Here is a 16,725-nt window from a genome sequence, read left to right as displayed (position 1 = left end):
GTTTCTAGCAGGAAACAAGAAATACATTTAGAAAGAGCGGAAACAAGGAATTTCTGTTTCCGCTCTATAGATGTTGCTTATATCAAGTCAATTACTTAGCGATTTTAGCGAATTTCTCCAAAGTACGAACCAATTGTGCAGTGTAGGACATTTCATTGTCATACCAAGCAACAGTTTTAACCAGTTGTTTGTCGCCAACAGTCAATACTTTAGTTTGTGTAGCATCGAACAGGGATCCGAAAGTCATACCTTTGATGTCGGAAGATACGATTTCATCTTCAGTGTAACCATAAGTGTCTGGATCGGAAGCTGCTTTCATTGCTGCGTTGATTTCTTCAACAGTAACGCTCTTATCAAGAACAGTTACAAGTTCAGTCAGGGAACCAGTTGCAACTGGAACACGTTGAGCTGCACCATCCAATTTACCTTTAAGTTCTGGAATAACCAGACCGATTGCTTTAGCAGCACCAGTAGTGTTAGGAATGATGTTCTCAGCTGCTGCACGAGCGCGTCTGAAGTCACCTTTAGCATGTGGAGCATCCAAAGTGTTTTGGTCGCCAGTGTAAGCATGAATTGTAGTCATCAAGCCTTCAACGATACCGAACTTGTCGTTCAGTACTTTTGCCATTGGAGCTAGGCAGTTAGTTGTGCAAGATGCGCCGGAAATAACAGTCTCAGTACCATCAAGAATGTCATCGTTAACGTTGTAAACGACAGTTTTCATGTCGCCAGTAGCTGGAGCGGAGATAACTACTTTCTTAGCTCCACCTTTCAAGTGTTTTTCAGCTGCTTCTTTAGTTGTGAAGAAACCTGTGCACTCAAGTACGATATCAACGCCTAGGTCGCCCCATGGCAATTCTTCAGGGTTGCGGTTAGCAAGAACCTTAACTTCTTTACCATTGACTTTGAAGAAGCCATCATGCACTTCAACATCACCTTGGAATTTACCTTGAGTTGTATCATATTTAAGCAAATGAGCAAGCATCTTAGCGTCAGTCAAGTCGTTGATTGCTACCACTTCGATACCTTCTACATTTTGAATACGGCGGAAAGCAAGGCGTCCAATACGTCCAAAACCGTTAATTCCAACTTTTACACTCATTGAATAGTTCCTCCTAGAATTCGTTTTATTTATTCAAAACAGACGGTGAGGTCTGTCATGACAACAATGTTAAGTATGATGCAAGAAGTATGTTATTGCCTGCAATCTAAAAACTACGAAGATAGCTGTAGTTGATTGTCAATTTCCTTGCCTATTTCTACTGCAGCAGCCTCGTCCGTGACGAGAATATTCTCCTGCCCGAAACGCAGCATGGCATGAATGGCTTTGGCCTTGGGTTTGCCTCCTGCAATACCGATGACTTTCTCTGTCCGGATAATATCTTCTAGACGTAGACCCATCGTAAGCATGGTATGGACAACCTGACCCTCTTCATTGAAATAATAGCCAAAAGATTCGGCCACTGCCCCTTCACCCTGGATTTCCGAGACTGTAGCCTCGTCCAGTTTGCGGCGGCGGGTCATTTCAATGGCATCCCCAATCCCATGTACAATAATACGCGAACTACGGATGGTTTGTACAATCTCTCCAATATTAGAGTCAAGTGCCAGCGATTGGTATGCATCCCCGCTAAGCAAATCAGGGACATGCAACAACCGGTAGTTGGCTCCAACTCGCTTTGCCATGGTTGAGGCAATCGTGTTGGCTTGAATCTCCATACTCTCTCCTAATCCTCCACGCGCCGGAACAAACCAAGCGTTCTTATAGGAAAGGGACAACGGCGGTGCCAGTTGATCAGCCATATCGGCAAGCGTCGATCCACCTGTGACGGCAACTGTATCATCTGCGCGAAGTATACTCAGCAGCGCTTTCGCACCCGCTCGGCCAAGCTCTCGTTTGGTGAACGGCGATGACTCACAATCACCCGGTACTACAATAACTTTATCCAGACCATACGTTGCTCGAATTTTCTCTTCCAGCTCATCCAGACCAAATAGGCTCTTAACAACCGGCTCTAGCAAATCAAGCAGTCTACGTCCAGCAGCGCTAATGCGCATGCCAACACTCTCGATCTCAATAAGCCCTTGCGATTTCAGAAGATCCGTCTCGGCACGCAGTACCCGCTCAGTCATATCTAGCGAAGCGGCTAGCGTTCTGCGCCCAATAATATCGGACAGCATGATCTGATGAAGAATCGTGTACCGTCTCTTAAGGGTTTCCATGAGATCAGGCAGAAGCTGCTTTTGGATATCTAATAAATTACGCATACTTTCACTCCTGCAACTTCGTCTTCCTCTATTCCCTTGTTCATGGTCTCAAAACGTCCCGGGTAAACTTTTTAAGTCCCACCCATATTCTAACCAAATATTGCTCGAAGCGCAAGTCTTCCGAGAGTAGAATTCTCAAGCGCTTGTCTTCTTATACATTAATAAGGTCAGAAAAAGATATAGCGCCCGATGCCTGTCCCTAGAGCGCTTGTCCAGTATTAATATTACATTGCAATTGTGTAAAAATTGTATTATAATCATTTTTGTTGCGCCCGTGGTCCAATGGATATGACGTAGGCCTCCGAAGCCTGAGATCCAAGTTCGATTCTTGGCGGGCGCGCCATTAATTTCATTTTTGCACATAATTTAGTAGTGCCTATACTACTACTTAACCAAAGAGCCGCTTGTCGGCTCTTTTTTTTGAATATAAGTTTGACTTTCTTTGACTTTTTGTTTGAATTTGTTTATCATGTGGGTAATACGGCAAGAGTAAAAATGAATACATTTGAAGAACCAATATCAAGGAGGTTTTCCACGTGAGTTATATTCCTATGGTAGTAGAACAGAGCAACCGCGGCGAGCGCGCTTATGACATCTATTCCCGCCTGCTGAAGGACCGCATCATTTTCCTTGGAACGGAGGTTAATGACGTGGTAGCCAATTCTATCATCGCACAAATGCTGTTCTTGGCTGCCGAAGATCCTGACAAGGACATTCACCTTTACGTGAATAGCCCAGGCGGTTCCATTACTGCAGGTATGGCTATTTTTGATACAATGCAGTACATTAAACCAGACGTTTCCACCATCTGTGTGGGTATGGCAGCTTCCATGGGAGCTTTCCTGCTAAACGCTGGCGCCAAAGGCAAACGTTTCGCACTGCCTAACAGCGAGATCATGATCCACCAGCCTCTGGGTGGTGCTCAAGGTCAAGCAACGGACATTGAAATCCGTGCCCGCCGCATCCTCAAATTGCGCGATAAGCTGAACCGTATTCTAGCAGAACGTACGGGCCAACCTCTAGAACGTATTGAGAAGGATACAGATCGCGACTACTTCATGACTGCTGCAGACGCGGCTGAATACGGTATCGTAGATAAAGTAATCGAGAAGACATTGCCTAGCGGTGTGTAAGCTATAAAGTAAAAATATAAAGAGGCTGTGCTCTATCCGTTATGGTTAGAGCACAGCCTCTTTATATTTTATAGAAGACCTAAATCCAATTAAGCCAGCCCGCCATAACCTAGCGCATCCAGCTTCTCGGCAATTACGCGATAACCCCGGCCATTCGGATGCAAATGATCAATGGATAACAGCCCTCTCTCATTTCCTGCGAACTCACTGTAAATCGAAGCAAATCCACATACTCGGCTGCTGTACTGTGCTGCGTATTGATTAAACTGCCTGACCCACTCTGTCGCACCAACCACCTGAGGATAGGGGTTATATAATCCCACAATTCTAATGATAAAAGGTCTACGCGTCCTCGCCTTCAATTGTATAAGGATATTCATAATTGCAGAGAAATTTTGTTTGCATTCCTGAAGCGATCTGCGCAGTTCTGCGGATAAGTTGCCTTGCTGTCTTGCTGCTGATTTGGCCGCGTGAATCAAATCATTACCACCGATAGACACAGTGATGATATCGGCTTCTCGAACGGCTTCACGCATCATGGAATTTCCGCGCAGCCTCTGCTCCAGCTCTGAAGTAGTCATTCCGTTCACGCCTAAATTCGTAGAGGCTACAGTAGTCCGCAGTCTCCCTTCTGCCATTCTACGGTACACCGGAACAAAACCGTTACCTGGCAGAGCACCAAATCCAGTCGTCAAGGAATCGCCAATTGCAGTATATTGGTAGCCCATAGCTCTCCCCCGTTCATAAACTAGTTACTCCCTTTAGCATATGAACAAGAGACAACTCTGGTAAGGGGGAGATGTCTTGTGCCGACATTAGCGGAGACGAAGAGTTTCCATTTATTTCATGCCAGCAAACGGGCTACTGCCATCCGGCAAAAGCTCTTTGAAACTAAAAGTATACTCAGGGAAGCCTGCAGCATACGCTGTGTACTCATATAATTGGAAGAACAGAACAACCTTGTCGTCCTTCAGATAGAAATATTTCTCCGTATTCAATCCGTTGAATCCTCCCAAATAACTATCCTCTGCCTTCAGTAGCTTGCTCAGCTTTGCATTCAGCTGTTTTTTGTAGTTTGGATTAGCTCCAAACAGGTCGCCCAACAGTAGACGCTTACCATCCTTAAGCGAGAAGGTGAAGGCTTCACGGTTAGTCATTCCATGGGCGCCGCCCGTATCACTATACTGATGCATCACTATGCTGATCACACCATTCTGATTGTAGGTCACTACATAACCTGAATCATAGGTGTATTTGGGCTCTGCTCCATCTCGATCGGAGATATCCTGTTCTGCACCCGCCGCGAATTTCATAACACTTTCCTTCAAAGTATTATTAATAGCTTGTTGCGCACTGGAGTTGCCCAATCCACTGATCTTCGGATAATCAAGCTGAATAAAAGCTTCTGCCCGATCTTTAGCATAAGTTTCCGTGGTTACCGTCAGCGCGTTCTGCGGTCTGTTCACCACATTCAGCATACTGGCGGCCCGACTCCAATCTACCTTATAACCCATATAATCATTTAACAATCCTGATGGAACATAGAGGCGATTATTAATTAACTTCCCTTCATACTCTCGAATGAAATAGTTGTTCACCCACACAGAAGTACCGTAGCTGGATAACATCAACTTGGCCTTGGCCGATCCTTTTCCAATCATGTACGCATTTTCCTTCTTATCATACACAAGCGGTAATCCCAACACATCTCGCATAAAAGTTAGGGGAATCCAGGCCAGTCCTTCCTTCAAAATACCTTCCTGCAACGAATTTATCCCGTTTGCCTTTAAAACGATACGCGAATCAATAGCTATATTCTCCGTTTTACTAGCTGCTGCATAACCCGTTTCGCTGGGCAGCAGACCTCCACCAAACAATAAACCTGCTGACATCAGACCTATGCCCCATTTGCGTGCTGATTCTTTTGAAATAATATTCATCATCTTATTTTTCCTCTCCTTTCCAATTTATTAAACAGAATCGTAGAGAACTTACACAAAAAAAGAGGCGCCCCCCACTATTACTAGTGGAAGACACCTCTCCTCTCTGCATTCACCTTGTTCTGATACTATTTCAATTCATACATTACGCTCAGCTGAGTTGTAACTTTAACTACTCCGGGTTGCACGGATGTGCTTGCACCAGCATCTGCTGCAGCCATATTCATTTTTAGATTCTGTTCAAAATAAACCGGAGTGATATCGCCATCATTTTGGCTGACCGTGATCACTTGACCCAAGCTGCGTTTAGCTGCCTTAGCAATAGCCCCTGCTTTAACATCTGCATTCGCCATCGCTTTTTCAATCACCTGAGCTTCAAATGCAGAAGTATCTTCCACAGAAAAACGTGCATTTCCGATATTATTCGCCCCTGCCGCAGATGCAGCGTCCAGCAATTCACCAACCTTGGTCAGATCTCTATAAGACACTAACAGCGTATGATTGGCGTTGTACCCCTTCACTTGCTGTCCTTCTTTTTCGCTGTAACTATAATTGGGTTGCACATAAAACTGCGTGCTTTGAATATCTTTATCTGCAATTTTCCAAGTATTCTTCAGTAAAGTCATAATCTTCTGAATTTTAGCGGCATTGGTCTTCTGCGCTTCTTGCGCAGTTGTGGCCGTAGTATCCACACCGATGGACAAGTATACGATATCCGGCTTGAGGGACAATTCGCCTTTACCTACTACACTAACGACATTTTTCTGCACTTCATCTGCGTAAGCCTTTGCAGGACCTTGGAAAACACCACTCATGCTGATCCCTCCAATTAACAAACTCCCTACGATCATCACTGAACCAATTTTCTTCAATAAACCTTTCATATTTGCCAGCCCCTTTCATTTCTTGTGATTTGTTATTATCCTCTAGACGAGTCTTTTTGGTAAATGTTGCACGTTCTCCATCTATTTTTTGGTATTAAAAAAAGCCCCGAAGGGCTTTTGGTCATGCGATAAATAAAGTCTTCCTAGCAGAAACGATGTTGTCTTCCTATTATTGGTTCTCAAGCTCTTCTTTGCTGACCAGACTTGTCAAAGCGTTTACAGCTTGATCGGCATCCGCACCGTCCGCGCTAATGTAAATCTCCGTGCCGGAACTGATAGCGAGGCTCATAATCCCCATAATACTTTTAGCATTTACTTTTTTATCATCTTTTTCCACGAAAATCTCCGACGAAAACTTGTTAGCTTCTTGCACAAACAATGCTGCCGGTCGGGCATGAAGCCCTGTCTTCAACCGAACAACTACCGGGTGCTTTGTCATGAAACGCTTACCCCCTAATTGAGTTCTCCCCAAAAGTTTCACATTAATTTTATATTATTATATCATTATAACGTAAACCACACTAGAAAAAAAGTAATTAGCCGCCTCGAACCTTGTCCGCCAGCTCATCAATCTTACGAAGCCGATGATTTACTCCCGACTTACTGACTGTACCTTTGAGCATTTCACCAACCTCCTTGAGGTTGATATCTGGATGCGCCATTCGAATTTCTGCTACTTCACGCAGTTTATCCGGCAAATTCTCCAGTCCCATTTCTCGCTGCAACAGCTTGATATTTTCAATCTGCCGCACCGCAGCACTTATTGTTTTGTTGAGATTTGCGGTCTCGCAGTTCACGATCCGATTCACGGAATTACGCATATCGCGCATAATTCTTACATCCTCAAATTTGAACAGCGCCTGATGCGCTCCAATCAAACTTAAGAATTCAATAATCTTCTCGCCTTCTTTAATGTAAAGAATGAACCCTTTTTTACGTTCAATACAGCGTGCGTTTAGGTGGAATTCCCCAGCCAGATCCACTAATGCTTTACAATGTTCCTCATACATCGAGGAAATCTCCAAATGGTAGGAGGAGCCTTCCGGATTATTAACCGATCCGCCAGCCAGAAAGGCACCGCGTAAATAAGCACGCTTGCAGCAGTTATTCCCAACAATCTCATCATCAATACCATCGGTAAAAATAAATCCTTCCGACACAATTCTAAGATCCTTTAGGATCTCTTGTACACGGTTTGGGATTCTGACGATATAGACGTTATTTTTCTTCAAACGCATTTTTTTACGCACGAGTAGCTCAATATGGACCTGGTAATATTTCTTAAGTAAAGAATATACCCGCCTTGCAATCGCGGCGTTCTCCGTCGAAATGTCGAGAATAACCTTTTTGCTTGAAAGCTGCACAGATCCATTCATACGGATAAGCGCTGACATTTCCGCCTTCTCGCAGCAGGGTTCACTCTCCACCATCGTCAGCTCTTTTTTGGTAAGGGCCGCAAAAGACAAGGGTCTCACCTCTTTCTTGATAAGTACTTCGTTCTCATCTATAAGTTATACCCTAGGGTTTCTGTTTATCCAATCCTGCACAAGCTGATAAATGTGATGACTAAGCTTATCGGTATCATGTCTCAAATAAGTTCGGAATAAAACCAGTTTATCGGCTATAACCTTGTATCCATTGCCATCCAGCGCTTCTTTATCAAGCTGCACCGGGCGCGCGCCCTTTTCGGCGTACTTCGTCTGGACCTGTTCCGGAATCTCACCGTCATTAACAATAACATAATCGAATAAATCGATCCCGATATGATCATATACAGCTTGAAGATGATCGCTGACGGTATAGTTATCCGTTTCACCCGGCTGAGTCATTACGTTGCAGACGAAAATTTTGATAGCATTCGAAGATACAACCGCTTCTGCCAGTTTCGGAACAAGCAGGTTGGGAAGAATGCTCGTATACAGACTGCCAGGACCCAGCAGGATCGCATCTGCATTCCGAATCGCCTCAAGCGCTTCGGGCAACGGTTCTACATCTGGCGGCTCCAAGGACACTCGTCTGATGATCCCGCCAGCTTCAGGGATTTTGGACTCCCCCGTGATAATCGTACCGTCCGACATTTCTGCATGCAGGATTACAGCCTCACCGGCCGCAGGCAATACCCGGCCGCGAACAGCGAATAATCGACTGAGCTCCCGTACAGCTGTAACGAAATCGCCGGATATATCCGTGAGCGCAGCAAGAATCAAGTTGCCGAGACTATGACCAGCTAGTCCCTCACCCGTGTTGAAACGGTATCTCATAATCTCTGCCATGAGCGGCTCAACATCAGCCATAGCTGTCAATACGTTGCGGATGTCCCCAGGAGGAGGCATTTGCAGTTCACTGCGCAAAATACCTGAGCTTCCCCCATCATCGGCAACGGTAACAATAGCAGTAATATCTAATGGCTTCTCTTTTAAACCACGAAGCATAACAGATAACCCCGTGCCACCGCCCATAACGACGATACGTGGACGCTGTCTTTGTTCTTCAGCCACTATGACCCCTTCTCTCTAGTGCCGATCACGCTCGGAATCCCGATGACTAACGGTTACGGATTCCGTCTCGCTAACGCCCAGCATTTTACCCAAATACTCAGATATGGCTACGGAACGGTGTTTACCTCCCGTACAGCCAATGCCAATGATAATCTGGGACTTACCTTCCTTGCGATATTGCGGAATTAGAAAATGAAGCATATCGAGCAGTTTGGTCAGGAACACCTGTGTTTCAGGCCACTTCATTACATAATCGTAGACTTCACTGTCCTGGCCGGTTTTAGGCCGCAGATGGTCCACATAATGTGGGTTAGGCAAGAAGCGGACATCGAAGACAAGATCTGCATCAATAGGGATACCGTACTTAAATCCGAAGGATGTAATATTGACGGAAAGCGTACTTTTTCCTAGATGCGAAAACCGTGAAACGATCTTCTCCTTAAGCTGCACGGGCTTCATACTGCTGGTATCTAAACATAACGTAGCTGAATTTTTCAATTCTTCAAGCATTTTACGTTCTAGCTTGATACCATCAAGCGGCAGCCCCTTAGGTGCTAATGGATGATGACGTCGACTTTCCTTGTAACGCTGAACAAGTACTGAATCTGTAGCATCCAAAAACAAGATCTCACAGCCAATGGTTGACTCATCCTTGATATAGGCAAGAGACTCAGACAAAGCAGTGAAGAATTCTCGACCACGCAGGTCAATTACAAGGGCTACCTTGGCAATCTTACCCTTCGACTGTTCAATTAGCTCTGCGAACTTGGGAATCAGCACCGGTGGTAAATTATCGACACAGAAGAACCCTAGGTCTTCCAGACTCTGTACAGCAATTGTCTTCCCCGCACCTGACATTCCCGTAATAATAATCAGGGTGGCTCCAGCCGTTGGGGTATTGTCCAATTCGGTCATAAAAGCGTCCCCTCCCTAGATTTAGTATATGAATACTTCCCGTCTTTTAAGAACGCAGCAAAAGGCCGGCAGCCCCAACAATACCTGCGTCATTGCCAAGCTCAGCTGGAATAATCGAAACACCAGTTTGAAGCGGAGCCGGTGTCAATTTCGCAAACACACGACGAACCTCGTCAAATAGAATATCTCCAGCCTTAGACACACCGCCGCCAACGATAAATACTTCAGGGTTAAGCACAGCCGCAACAGAAGCCATGGATTTACCCAGATAGTACGCTGCACGATTCACTATACGGATAGCTACTTCATCGCCAGCCTTAGCCGCATCAAAGACTTCTTTCGCAGCAATCTTCTCTACCATAGAGAGGGAAGTACGATCGCCACGAGCTACTGCATCATTAGCCATGCGGATAATACCTGTAGCGGAGGAAACGGTTTCCAGACAGCCCATGTTGCCACAGCCGCATTGAATAGCTTCCAGATCCGGCACTACTGTGATATGACCAAGCTCACCAGCTAATCCCGCAAAGCCTTGATAAATCTTTCCATTAATAATGATTCCGCCACCGACACCTGTTCCAAGCGTATAGCAGACACAGTTATCAACGCCACGTCCCGCACCGCTCCAAGCTTCGCCCAGTGCAGCCACATTCGCATCATTGTCTATTTTGACAGGCTTGTTCCAACGATCTTCCAAAATGGAACGGATCGGCACATCTCTAAATCCTATGTTAGGCGCAAGGATGATGATTCCTTCACGAATATTTGTGAACCCGGCTACACCCGCTCCTACACCTGCAAGCTGATCCCAAGAGTACGGGGAATCCTCCACAATTTGGCGTACATACTTCTCGATATTATCGATAACAGTATCGACACCCTCTGCAGTTCCTGTAGGTCCCTCATAAGTATGTAGCAGGGTACCTTCAGCATTACAGATTCCAACCTTAATTGCAGTTCCACCCAAATCCACGCCAACGTAGATATTCTCAGACATGTAACAAGCCACCTTTTTTTATACTAAAATAGTTAATCCTAAGTACCAACTATAATAGAAGCCCTCTCTGTGGTCAAGGAAAGACAACACACCCGGGAATTCCTTATTTTAAGAGTATACTCTATTATATTCTAAAAAGACCCCCTTACGCCTAAGTAAGAGAGTCTTGTACCTATATTATTATCTGGAAAATAACCCAACGCACCGATTTATTCTGATAAAATGCGCTTTTGGCCCTCTAATGCTCGGATTGGAGCGATATTCTGTGTGAACTCTAGCGTGCCCATATATTGGCCTGACTCGTCTCGTACAGCGAAGTAACGGATGTAGATAAACTTATCCTTGATATTGATCCAGAAGTCTTCAGCATCCTTACGGCCTGCCTTAAAGTCTTCCAAAAGCTTCTCTACCACATGAACACTTTGCGGGGGATGACAGTTCTGTACTGTACGGCCGATAACCGCTTTAGTTCGGGCAAAGATACGTTCCTTCCCGTGTGAAAAATATCGGACAACATCATTCTCATCAATGAAGGTTAGATCTACAGGAAGATGGTTGAGTACGGTCTCCAGCTGATGCAGTGACAACAACCCTGTCTCAAAACGGATGAACCCGCCTTGCGGCGTAGCTCCTTCTGTTTCTTCCAGCACTGCGCCGTCCGGCTCAGCGGCCCGCTCAGGGATCCACTCCTGCTCCGGTGCGGTTAGGCAGAACCCGATCTCATCACTCTCCCGGGCGATTTTGACCCATTCATCTTCCGTCAGTTTGTCCAGGGCCATGGGCAATAGAATATTTTCTTCCTTAAAGATCATTTCATTAACTTCCTTGATGATCTCCTCAAGCTGAATGCCTATTTCTGCTGCGTTTCCGCTATAAGTGCTGAGCGCAGCTTTTGCCTCTTTAATCATACGGCGGATATTATCATCCACTCCCCACATTACCTTGGTTGGGCCATAAATGCCGTATTTTTCGAGGTATGGGAACAGCAGATTTTCTTTTCGGCTATAGTGTTTATCAAGATCCAGCAGCAAGCTAAGATCCTCCAACAATTTGAAGATCAGTTCCTCACTATCATTCTTTTGAAACTTTGTTGCGTGCAGATCCATGCGGAAGTTAACAAGTTTTTCGATCTCACGATTCTCCAATTTGAAGGTGTGTACTGGATGGCCTGGCTGCTCCTCGGGCTGGGACGAGCGGTGAATTTGCTCAATAGAGCCTTTAAAAATGGCTGTATGCACCGAACAAAGACGTTGGACCTCGGATACCGGAATTCCTTCTTCGGTCATTAATGAATGTTCCATCGCGGAAATCTCCGCTACGGTAACATCACCCACAGCTTCGGCGAATCGCGCCTTAACCTCTTCTACACTTTTCCCTGCATGCAGCTCTTTAATAATCTCCTTAAGCATAGCCTGGCGACGAGTCTGTTCCGGCACATCAACTTCACGGTTGTTAATCAGTTCGCTCATATTAACACTCCTTTATTAAATAATCTCGAAACCATGACGTTCAAAAGTTTGCTTCACGTGCTCGAGATCCATTTTTTTCAGCTTAATTCCTTTGGATAAGGTCATGAAACGGCCAGCAGTCTGCAGCATGCCAGGCTTGGCAATATCCTTAAAGCCCAGCTCTACCATAATCTCGATGACCTCCGGATGCCGTGATACCATCTCGAATATAGATTCATCCAAACTCAGCACTTTTTCCATCTGACTCTTCTCCTTTATGTGAGAACTATTCTCAATAAAAGATTAGCACAGGCCGTACAGGACCATTGTGATTGCAATCACTAATTCAAAAGAAAGCAATTATCGTTCTTTTTAAGACGGATTATGTATGCTGTGAACCTAAAAAAACTGCCCCCTACGCTTAAAAAGCATAAGAGACAGCCTGATTTGTCATTAATTAATGATTTATTATAGCGTTACTCCTGTTTTGAATATGGAGATCTCACGGAAATTATTCTTTTCATTATTAACCCATTCACCGCTGGCCACCGCAATAATATAGTTTATGAAGCTGCGCAGGACCTCATCTGGAGAACCATCTTCCACCAACACACCTGCATTAAAATCGATCCAATGACGTTTGCCTTCATACAATGGGGTATTGGTAGATACCTTCATCGTAGGCACGAATGTACCAAATGGTGTTCCCCGCCCGGTCGTAAAGATCACCAATTGGCAGCCAGCAGCAGCCAGTGCAGAGGAAGCCACAAGATCATTTCCAGGTGCGTTAAGGAGATTTAAGCCTTTATTAGTGATAAGCTCCCCGTACTTGAGGACATCCATAACTGTAGCGTTCCCGGATTTTTGAGTACAACCCAATGATTTATCCTCAAGCGTAGTAATTCCTCCGGCTTTATTCCCTGGAGAAGGATTTTCATATACCGGCTGTTTATAGTCCATAAAATACTGCTTAAAGTCATTAATGAGATCGACAATTTTGTTGAAAATAGTTTCGTCCGCAGCACGTTCCATTAGAATTTTTTCGGCACCAAACATTTCAGGTACTTCAGTCAGTACAGTGGTCCCGCCTTGAGCAGCCATATAATCAGACAGACGTCCAAGGAGCGGATTCGCAGTAATACCGGATAACCCGTCGGAGCCTCCACATTTCAGACCGATTTTCAGCTCAGAGAGTGATACCTCTTCCCGTTGATCACCTTGTACATTATTATAGATTTCCTTCAGCAGCTTCACGCCTTCTTCAATCTCATTCCCAACCTCTTGGGAGACAAGGAAACGCACACGATCCTCATCATAGCTGCCCAGCATGTCTTTAAAAATATGCAAATTGTTATTCTCACAGCCCAATCCGAGCACAAGCACGCCGCCCGCATTCGGGTGTTTAACCGCGTTAGCCAGAATCGTACGTGTATTGTCATGATCATCGCCCAGCTGGGAGCAACCGTAGTTATGCTTAAGCACGAGCACGTTATCGAAAGGTGCGATATCTCCAACCTCTGCTTTGAAAATATTGATGATCTGCTCCGCCACTCCATTCACACAACCAACAGTAGGGACGATCCACAGCTCATTGCGGATACCTACAGATCCATCAAAGCGGCGATACCCCTTAAAGGTCAAATTCTCCGCTGCAAAAGGATTCGGCGTCAGCTTCTGCTCAAAGGTATATTCCTCTACCCCTGTTAGGTTTGTCTTAGTGTTATGGGTATGCACCCACTGCCCCGGCGCGATAGACGCTATAGCATGACCAATGGGGTAACCATATTTCAATACGTTTTCACCTTCGTTAATGCTGGACAGTGCAATTTTATGGCCTCTAGCGATATCTTCAGTAATTTTAAACTCTTTTGAACCAATCACAATGGTGTCGCCTGCTTTATAGTCTTTAAGTGCAACAGCGACATTATCAGCCTCATTAATCTGCAATACTTCTTTCATCGTCTTGATCATATCATTGTCACCTCCAGGGTATTAGTTGTGTGCCGGTCTCTTCACGAACGCTTTTAAGGCTTGCTTCATGCCATTTTTCTCAATCGCAATCAGTCCTTCTGTCACCTTGTCAGTAAGTCCAGCCACTTCATTCAGATCACAGCCCCAGCGATTGGTTGCGGCAAGTACTTCGACGGCCAGTGCGCGCAGCCCGGTGTCTGTGCCATCCCATCCTCCCCATAAGGAGGCGAACCATTCCAAAATATCCGCATCATCAGCCAGTTGAATGTTTTCTTCCCCTCTGCGTCCTCTATAGAAGGCAATTAATGCGCTCAATGAGAAGACAAGCTTTTCAGGCAATTGTCCTTTGGCCTCTACATATTGCAGTAAAGAAGGCAGATCTCTTGTCTTAAACTTCGATATAGAATTAAGGGAAATGCTCATCAAGTAATGCTGCACATAAGGGTTCAGGAATCTTTCTAATACCGCGTCTGCAAAAGAATTCAATTCCTCTGCCGGCAGATCCAGCGTTGGAATAATCTCATCATAGATTAAGGACTTCACGTACGCCCCAACCTCTTCGTGCTCAATGGCTTCAGCAACCGTATCAATACCGTACAAATACGCTACTGGTGTCATAGCTGTATGAGCTCCGTTTAAAATTCTCACTTTACGAGTGCGATAAGGGGCCATGTCATCCACCACCAGCACATTAAGACCTGCTAGTTCAGCCGGGAACTCCTTTTTAATCCACTGTGGCCCTTCAATCACCCAAAGATGGAATTGCTCGCCGACAACGACCAGCTTATCCTCATAACCCAGCTCTTCTGTAATCTCGGCAATGCTGTCTCTTGGATAACCGGGAACAATGCGGTCCACCAGACTGCAGCAGAAGGTATTAGCTTCATTCAACCAGTTCACAAAACCTTCTCCAAGATTCCACAGCTCCGCATATTTCAAAATAACCTTTTTGAGCTCATCACCATTCCGGTCAATCAGCTCGCATGGAATGATGATAAAACCTTTAGAAGCCTCCCCATTAAAAGTTTGATAACGTTTGTACAATAAGGCCGTCAGCTTGCCTGGGAAACTACTCTGCGGCGTATCGGTTAACTTGTCGCCAGCTTCAAAAGCAATTCCCGCTTCAGTAGTATTAGACACGATAAAGCGCAGCTCAGGGTTCTCAGCCAGCTTCATATACTCCTCATGCTGTGAATAGGGATTAAGCGTCCGCGTAATACAATTAATTACCTCGTGTTCTTTTACAGCCGCTCCGTCTTTAATGCCTTGCAGATAAAGGGTATACAGCCCATCCTGATCATTCAGCATTTCTGCCAGTCCGTTAGCCAATGGCTGTACAACAACCACTCCACCATTGAAATCCGTTTTTTGATTCATGGTATGAATCTGCCAATCTACAAAGGCGCGCATGAAATTGCCTTCGCCAAATTGTAGAACCTTCTCAGGATACTGCTTGTAAGCTGTCCAATTATCACTATTTAATCTTTTCATATTAACGCCTCCTAATAGTAAATGCACACGATAAACTTGTTAAATAAACTATATAAAATCATATTTATATTACTAATTAATTAAATATATGCACACGTGAAAATTTTAGATAGCAACCCTTTACGAAGGTAAAGGATTAGGCTGCTATGCGCAGCCTCTACTTCTGCAATTTCCTGACTGATTCTCTGGCAATAAGCTCTGTCTCGATCGAGATCCGCCCGTCTTTTTCTGAGGGTTCCTTGACCAAGCTTAACAGCTGGCGAGCGCCTTGCTCACTAATCTTCTCAATAGGACGTTTGACCGTGGTGAGTGAAGGATTGGCAAAAAGTGAAAACCCAATGTCGTCAAAACCAACAACAGAGATATCATTTGGCACCTGCAGCCCTCGCTCAAACACGCCTTTCATAGCCCCAATCGCCATATCATCATTGGAGCAAAATACAGCCGTCGGTGGCTTCTCGAGATCCAGCAGCTTGCCCATCGCCTCATATCCACTTTGCATATCATAACTACCGCTTATCATGTAGTCATTACGAACAGGGATATTATGGTCAATCAAAGCTTTTATAAAGCCATCTCTGCGTTCCTGTGTGGATTTAAAGCCCTCGACACCTTCAATAATTGCAATGTCTTGATGCCCGTTTTCGATCAGGTATTTGCCTGCATTATAAGCACCTTCCCGGTCGTTCGAGATGATGTTGATAATGGAACGGTCATCAATTTCCCGGTTCAGCACAACGATTGGAATGCCTTGCTGGACAACATGGTAAATGAATTTATTATCGGCTTCACTCTGGCTCATTAGAATAATTCCATCAAAACGTTTACGATGAATAGAGGAGTAATCCGCATAATCGTCGATCCCACGGATGAACAGATTGTACTCTACATCTATGACCCTATTTACACCACGAATCGTATCAGAGAAGAAACCAGAAGTTGTGCCGTTGGCAATACTCGTGAAGAACAGACCAATGGTATAGGATCGCTGCATCACAAGGCTTTTGGCATTGTAATTAGGGACGTAACCCACTTGCGCAGCGATCTCGGCAATTTTTTTACGTGTGACCTCTTTAATTAGTGGACTATTGTTAAGTGCTCTCGATACAGTTGTATGCGATACATTCGCCAATTTGGCGATATCCTTGATTGTAGGTGCCATGGGTCAACCTTCCTTATT

General features: G+C 45.0%; 16 protein-coding genes and 1 tRNA gene. 2 read left to right on the top strand and 15 right to left on the bottom strand.

From position 1 onward, the window contains the following. Positions 1-91 precede the first annotated feature (91 nt). Positions 92-1,102: a type I glyceraldehyde-3-phosphate dehydrogenase gene (gene gap, locus MHH50_RS00925; RefSeq protein WP_036687120.1), complete on the bottom strand. Its 1,011-nt coding sequence runs from the start codon at positions 1,100-1,102 to the stop codon at positions 92-94. A gap of 113 nt (positions 1,103-1,215) precedes the next feature. Then, positions 1,216-2,268, bottom strand: coding sequence for a sugar-binding domain-containing protein (locus tag MHH50_RS00920; protein ID WP_076126862.1), 1,053 nt, complete (start codon positions 2,266-2,268; stop codon positions 1,216-1,218). A gap of 268 nt (positions 2,269-2,536) precedes the next feature. Here MHH50_RS00920 and MHH50_RS00915 point away from each other — a divergent pair. Together MHH50_RS00915 and clpP are read left to right on the top strand one after the other, a co-directional pair. Beyond that, a tRNA-Arg gene (locus MHH50_RS00915) sits at positions 2,537-2,611 on the top strand. A gap of 193 nt (positions 2,612-2,804) precedes the next feature. Further along, positions 2,805-3,401, top strand: coding sequence for an ATP-dependent Clp endopeptidase proteolytic subunit ClpP (gene clpP / locus MHH50_RS00910; RefSeq protein ID WP_036687113.1), 597 nt, complete (start codon positions 2,805-2,807; stop codon positions 3,399-3,401). A gap of 89 nt (positions 3,402-3,490) precedes the next feature. Here clpP and MHH50_RS00905 read toward each other — a convergent pair whose 3' ends face one another. The 13 genes from MHH50_RS00905 to MHH50_RS00845 form a co-directional block, all read right to left on the bottom strand. Then, positions 3,491-4,129: a GDSL-type esterase/lipase family protein gene (locus tag MHH50_RS00905; RefSeq protein ID WP_076126860.1), complete on the bottom strand. Its 639-nt coding sequence runs from the start codon at positions 4,127-4,129 to the stop codon at positions 3,491-3,493. A gap of 111 nt (positions 4,130-4,240) precedes the next feature. Beyond that, positions 4,241-5,344, bottom strand: coding sequence for a DUF4163 domain-containing protein (locus tag MHH50_RS00900; protein ID WP_076307318.1), 1,104 nt, complete (start codon positions 5,342-5,344; stop codon positions 4,241-4,243). 125 nt (positions 5,345-5,469) lie between these two features. After that, positions 5,470-6,225: an SIMPL domain-containing protein gene (locus MHH50_RS00895; protein WP_076126857.1), complete on the bottom strand. Its 756-nt coding sequence runs from the start codon at positions 6,223-6,225 to the stop codon at positions 5,470-5,472. Between the two features lie 169 nt (positions 6,226-6,394). Beyond that, positions 6,395-6,664: an HPr family phosphocarrier protein gene (locus MHH50_RS00890; RefSeq protein ID WP_036687106.1), complete on the bottom strand. Its 270-nt coding sequence runs from the start codon at positions 6,662-6,664 to the stop codon at positions 6,395-6,397. A gap of 97 nt (positions 6,665-6,761) precedes the next feature. Beyond that, complete coding sequence (gene whiA, locus MHH50_RS00885) at positions 6,762-7,691, bottom strand: DNA-binding protein WhiA (protein ID WP_036687104.1); 930 nt, start codon at positions 7,689-7,691, stop codon at positions 6,762-6,764. 45 nt (positions 7,692-7,736) lie between these two features. Then, a complete protein-coding gene (locus tag MHH50_RS00880) occupies positions 7,737-8,684 on the bottom strand; it encodes a YvcK family protein (RefSeq protein WP_169744815.1) in 948 nt (315 codons plus the stop codon). A gap of 54 nt (positions 8,685-8,738) precedes the next feature. Beyond that, entirely contained in the window at positions 8,739-9,638 is a 900-nt protein-coding gene (gene rapZ, locus MHH50_RS00875) for an RNase adapter RapZ (protein ID WP_076126855.1), read from the bottom strand. Between the two features lie 46 nt (positions 9,639-9,684). Further along, a complete protein-coding gene (locus MHH50_RS00870) occupies positions 9,685-10,635 on the bottom strand; it encodes an ROK family glucokinase (protein ID WP_036687097.1) in 951 nt (316 codons plus the stop codon). A gap of 209 nt (positions 10,636-10,844) precedes the next feature. Then, on the bottom strand, positions 10,845-12,104 hold the full coding sequence (locus MHH50_RS00865; protein ID WP_076126854.1) for a DUF438 domain-containing protein: 1,260 nt from the start codon (positions 12,102-12,104) through the stop codon (positions 10,845-10,847). A 15-nt stretch (positions 12,105-12,119) separates the two neighbouring features. Continuing rightward, positions 12,120-12,344 (bottom strand): DUF1858 domain-containing protein, encoded by a 225-nt coding sequence (locus tag MHH50_RS00860; RefSeq protein ID WP_076280344.1) that lies wholly within the window; start codon positions 12,342-12,344, stop codon positions 12,120-12,122. 207 nt (positions 12,345-12,551) lie between these two features. Further along, positions 12,552-14,042, bottom strand: a complete 1,491-nt coding sequence (locus MHH50_RS00855) for an altronate dehydratase family protein (protein WP_076280353.1) — start codon at positions 14,040-14,042, stop codon at positions 12,552-12,554. A gap of 33 nt (positions 14,043-14,075) precedes the next feature. Next, positions 14,076-15,545 (bottom strand): tagaturonate reductase, encoded by a 1,470-nt coding sequence (locus MHH50_RS00850; RefSeq protein ID WP_076280345.1) that lies wholly within the window; start codon positions 15,543-15,545, stop codon positions 14,076-14,078. Positions 15,546-15,702: 157 nt separating this feature from the next. Continuing rightward, positions 15,703-16,707 carry a LacI family DNA-binding transcriptional regulator gene (locus MHH50_RS00845; RefSeq protein WP_076105201.1) on the bottom strand — a complete coding sequence of 335 codons (1,005 nt, stop codon included), beginning with the start codon at positions 16,705-16,707 and terminating at the stop codon, positions 15,703-15,705. Positions 16,708-16,725: the final 18 nt, after the last annotated feature.

It is taken from the genome of Paenibacillus sp. FSL H3-0302 (assembly GCF_037982245.1).
Classification (GTDB): Bacteria; Bacillota; Bacilli; order Paenibacillales; family Paenibacillaceae; genus Paenibacillus_AQ; species Paenibacillus_AQ odorifer.
This window is presented reverse-complemented; position numbering and strand designations above follow the sequence as displayed.